The sequence below is a fragment of the Sphingomonas sp. FUKUSWIS1 genome (genome assembly GCF_000733135.1).
Classification (GTDB): Bacteria; Pseudomonadota; Alphaproteobacteria; order Sphingomonadales; family Sphingomonadaceae; genus Sphingomonas; species Sphingomonas aerolata.
Window position 1 is genome coordinate 12,099 of the sequence record NZ_JPJC01000235.1, and the last position, 5,244, is coordinate 17,342.

Consider the following 5,244-nt stretch of genomic DNA (forward strand, 5'->3'; position numbering starts at 1 on the left):
TGACGCAAACCGCTATCGCATCACGATCTTCGGCGCCGAGCCGCACGTGAACTACAACCGCATCATGCTGTCGCCGCTGCTCGCCGGGGACAAGGCGTTCGACGACATCGTGATCAACGATCTCGCCTGGTATGCCGACAACGCGATCGAGCTCGTCGCGAGCGACCCCGTCGTCGCGATCGACCGCAAGATCCAGACCGTCACCGCGCGATCGGGCCGGGTCGAGAGCTACGACAAACTCATCCTGGCGACGGGCTCGGACCCGTTCATCATTCCGGTGCCGGGGCATGATCTGCAGGGGGTCGTCACCTTCCGCGACATGGACGATGTCGGTGCGATGCTGCGTGCGGCGGACGCTGGCGGGGATGCGGTGGTGATCGGCGGCGGGCTGCTCGGGCTCGAGGCGGCGCATGGCCTGAGCTTGCGCGGCATGAAGGTCACGGTGCTTCACATCATGCCGACGCTGATGGAGCGCCAGCTCGACGAGGCGGCAGGGTGGCTGCTCAAGGCCGCGCTCGAGGCGCGGGGGCAGACGATCCTGACCGACGCGGATACCGCCGAAATCTACGGCCAGGGCAAGGTCGAGGGCGTCCGTCTCAAGGACGGGCGCGACATACCCGCGGCGCTGGTGGTGATGGCAGTCGGCATCCGCCCCAACGTCAAGCTCGCGCGCGCCGCGGGCCTGGCGATCGGGCGCGGAATTCATGTCGACGATCATCTCGTGACCTCGGACGCCAACATCCTCGCGGTCGGCGAATGCGTCGAGCATAACGGCCTCGTCTACGGCCTCGTCGCGCCGCTGTGGGAGATGTGCCGCAGCCTTGCCGACAGGCTCGTCGCGACGCCCTCGGGCTATACCGGATCGGTCACCTCGACCAAGCTGAAGGTCTCGGGGATCGACGTCTTCTCGGCGGGCGACTTCTCGGGCGGCGAAGGGTGTGAGGACATCGTCATGCGCGATGCTTCGCGCGGCATATACAAGCGCGTCGTGGTCAAGGACGACCGCGTCATCGGCGCGGTGCTTTACGGCGATACGCAGGACGGCAACTGGTATTTCGATCTGCTCAGGAAGCAGCAGGACGTCGCCGACATCCGCGACGCGCTGATCTTCGGCCAGGCGTTCGCCAGCGGAGGAGCGGCATCGGCAAACCCTAATGCGGCAGTCGCGGCTTTGGCGGACGATGCCGAGATCTGCGGCTGCAACGGCGTCAGCAAGGGCAGGGTGGTCGGCGCGATCGCGGGCGGCGCGTGCACGCTCGACGCGGTCCGCGCGTGCACCAAGGCATCGGCGTCGTGCGGGTCGTGCACGCCACTGGTCGAGGGGTTGCTCGCGGTCACGCTGGGTGACGCGTTCGACGGCGAGCGCAGCGCGCCGACCGTTTGCAAATGCACCAGCTTCACGCATGAGGACGTCCGCCGGCTGATTCTCGAAAAAGAGCTCAAGGCGATCCCGCAGGTGATGCAGGCGCTGCACTGGACGACGCCCGATGGCTGTTCGTCGTGCCGCCCCGCGCTCAATTACTATCTGCTCTGCGCCTGGCCTGGCGAGTTCGTCGACGACAACCAGTCGCGCTTCGTCAACGAGCGAATGCACGCCAACATCCAGAAGGACGGCACCTATTCGGTCGTCCCGCGGATGTGGGGCGGGGTCACCAATCCCAGGGAACTCCGCGCGATCGCCGATGTCGCCGAGAAATACGAGGCGCGGATGGTCAAGGTGACCGGCGGCCAGCGTCTCGACATCTTCGGCATCAAGAAAGAGGATCTGCCCGCGGTGTGGGCCGATCTCAATGCGGCGGGGATGGTCAGCGGCCATGCCTATGCCAAGGCGCTGCGCACCGTGAAGACGTGCGTCGGTTCGGAATGGTGCCGCTTCGGGACGCAGGATTCGACCGGGCTCGGGATCAAGACCGAGCAGATGACCTGGGGCAGCTTCATGCCGCACAAGTTCAAGATCGCGGTGTCGGGCTGTCCGCGCAACTGCGCCGAGGCGACGATCAAGGATTTCGGCGTGATCTGCGTCGACAGCGGCTACGAGCTCTCGATCGGCGGCAATGGCGGGATCAAGCTGCGCGGCACCGATTTCCTGTGCAAGGTCGCGACCGAGCAGGAGGCGCTCGATCACTGCGCGGCGTTCATCCAGCTCTACCGCGAGGAAGCGCGCTATCTCGATCGCACCGCGCCGTGGGTCGAGCGCGTCGGGCTCGACTATATCAAGGCGCGGATCGTCGAGGACGTGGAGGGCCGCAAGGCGCTGACCGCGCGCTTCCATTATTCGCAGCGCTTCATGCAGGACGATCCCTGGGCAAAGCGCGCGGCGGGGGAGGATTACAAACTCCACCAGCATCTCGCTGAGATCCGTCCGCTGGCGGCGCCTGCGTTGGTGACGGCATGAGCGCGGTCGGCGAATGGCTGGACATCGGTCCGGTCGATCAGCTCCCCGCGCTCGGCGCGCGGACGCTGCCGGTACGCGGCGGGCGCGAGATCGCGATCTTCCACACCGCCAATGGCGAGGTCTATGCGCTCGCCAACCAATGCCCGCACAAACAGGGGCCACTCAGCCAGGGGATCGTCCACGACACCACGGTGACCTGCCCGCTGCACAATTGGCGGATCTCGCTGGTGACGGGCGAGGCGCTCGGAGAGGACAAGGGGTGCGTGCCGGTGATCCCGGTCAAGATTGATGGCGGGCGGATCCTGATCGGCCGAGCTGAAGCGCTTGCGGGGGTAGCGGCATGATAAGCCCCTTTCCTTCAGGGGAGGGGCTAAATGTAAGGACGACCTGCGCCTATTGCGGCGTCGGCTGCGGCGTGCTCGCAACGCGGACCGGCGACCGAACCGCGACGATCGCCGGCGATCCCGATCACCCCGCCAACTTCGGTAAGCTCTGCTCCAAGGGCACCCATCTCGGCGAGACGATCGGCCTCGAAGGCCGCCTGCTTCACCCGATGATCGGCACCCGCCAGACCAGCTGGGACGACGCGCTCGACCATGTCGCGCAGCGCTTCGCCGCGACGATCGCCGAATATGGCCCCGACAGCGTCGCCTTCTACGCTTCGGGCCAGATGCTGACCGAGGATTATTACGTCGCCAACAAGCTGATGAAGGGCTTTATCGGCACCGCCAATATCGACACCAATTCGCGGCTCTGCATGGCAAGCGCGGTGGCGGCGCATGTTCGTGCGTTCGGCGAGGATGTCGTGCCGTGCAGCTATGACGATCTCGATGCCGCCGACCTGATCGTGCTGGTCGGATCGAATACCGCCTGGTGCCATCCGGTGATCTGGCAGCGGATCGAGGCGGCGCGGGCGGCGCGCGGCACCAAGCTGGTGGTGATCGACCCGCGCCGCACCGAGACCGCCGAGCGCGCCGATCTCCATCTCGCGATCGCGCCCGACAGCGACGTCGCTTTGTTCACCGGACTGCTCGCGCATATGCGCGATAGCTGGCGGCTCGACGGCAAGGCGCTCGCCGAGCGCGTGAGCGTCCCCGATGGCTTCTGGAAGACCCTGCCGAACCCCGACGTCGCGCGCGTCTGCGACATCGCGCCAGCCGACCTGCAGGCGTTCTACGATCTGTTCGCGGATCACCCGCACACGATCACGCTGTTCAGCCAAGGCGTGAACCAGTCGACCAGCGGCACCGACAAGGCCAACGCGATCATCAACCTCCACCTCGCCACCGGCCGGATCGGCATGCCCGGCGCGGGGCCGTTCAGCATCACCGGCCAGCCCAATGCGATGGGCGGTCGCGAGGTCGGCGGGCTCGCCTCGACGCTCGCCGTGCACATGGGGTTTTCGGAGGCCGAGCGCGACCGCGCGCAGCGCTTCTGGCAGTCGCCGACAATCTGTTCGCGGCCTGGGCTGAAAGCGGTCGACATGTTCGAGGCGATGGCCAAAGGCCGGATCAAGGCGGTGTGGATCATGGCGACCAACCCCGCCGTGTCGATGCCCGATGCCCGCATGGCGCGCGTCGCGCTCGCCAATTGCCCGTTCGTCGTGGTGTCCGACTGCATCGCCGAGACCGACACGCTGCGGTTTGCGCAGGTGAAGCTGCCCGCACTCGGTTGGGGCGAGAAGGACGGCACGGTCACCAATTCCGAACGTCGCGTATCGCGCCAGCGCGGCTTCTTGCCGCGGCCGGGCGAAGCGCGCGCCGACTGGTGGGCGATTGCGGAGGTCGCACAGCGCATGGGATTCGCCGGTTTTGACTATCGCAGCGCCGCGAGCGTGTTTCGCGAATTCGCCGCGCAGACCGGGTTCGAGAATGATGGCGCGCGGCTGCTCGACATTTCCGATCATGCGGCAATCACCAATGCGGCGTATGACGCGATGACACCCTTCCAATGGGGCGGCGCGTCGCCGTTCGCCGAGCGCGCTTTCCTGACGCCCGACGGCAAGGCGCGGCTCGTGCCCGTCGTCCACGCGCCGCGCGACGACGCCAGCCGCGCTTACTCGTTGCGCCTCAACACCGGGCGCTACCGCGACCAGTGGCACACGATGACACGCACCGGGCTGTCGCCCAAGCTGTCGCAGCATCGTCGCGAGCCGCTGGTCGAGGTCCATCCCGATACTGCGCAGCGGCTCGGCCTTGCCGACGGCGCGCTCGCACGGGTTGAGACGCCGCACGGCGCCAGCATCTTCCGCGTCGCGATCACCCCCGACCAGCGCCGCCGCGAGCTGTTCGTGCCGATCCACTGGACCGACCAGACCAGCGCCGGCGGCCGCGCGGGACTGCTCCCCGGCAAGGATCGCGACCCCGTCTCGGGCCAGCCGGGCTTCAAGAACACCCCCGCGCGCGCCGGGTCGTACAAGCCCGGCTGGACCGGCTTCCTCGTGTCGCGCGCGCGGCCGAGTGGGCTCGATTGCGCCTATTGGACGCGGATCCGCACCGCGCATGGCTGGCTGATCGAACTGGCGGGCGAGGGCGATCCCGCTGCGCTCACCGCGCTGCTGCCAGCCGGCGAGCGTGCCGAGATGATCGACGCGCGGCGCGGCGTGGTGCGCGCGGCGGTGGTCGCTGACGGCCGGCTGGAGGCAGCCTTGTTCGTCTCGCGCGGCGCCGACCTGCCGCCGCGCGACTGGCTGCTCGACCAGCTCGGCGTTCCCAATGCCGCGTCGTTCGAAGTGCTTGCCGGCCGCCCGGCTACGCCCGCGGCCGATCGCGGGCCGATCGTCTGCGTGTGCTTCGACGTCGGGCTCAACAGCCTGCTCGCCGCGATCACCCGCCACCGGCTCGTCAGCG

3 protein-coding genes are annotated in these 5,244 nt (G+C 67.8%); all 3 read left to right on the plus strand.

From position 1 onward, the window contains the following. Nucleotides 1-2,395: nitrite reductase large subunit NirB (gene nirB / locus sphsw_RS14590; RefSeq protein WP_031441258.1), on the plus strand; the 2,395-nt coding region annotated here is incomplete at its 5' end. Next, on the plus strand, nucleotides 2,392-2,739 hold the full coding sequence (gene nirD / locus sphsw_RS14595) for a nitrite reductase small subunit NirD (protein ID WP_031441259.1): 348 nt from the start codon (nucleotides 2,392-2,394) through the stop codon (nucleotides 2,737-2,739). The genes nirB and nirD, both read left to right, overlap by 4 nt. Further along, nucleotides 2,736-5,244 (plus strand): molybdopterin oxidoreductase family protein (locus sphsw_RS14600; protein WP_081874348.1); only part of this gene is annotated, 2,509 nt, incomplete at its 3' end. The genes nirD and sphsw_RS14600, both read left to right, overlap by 4 nt.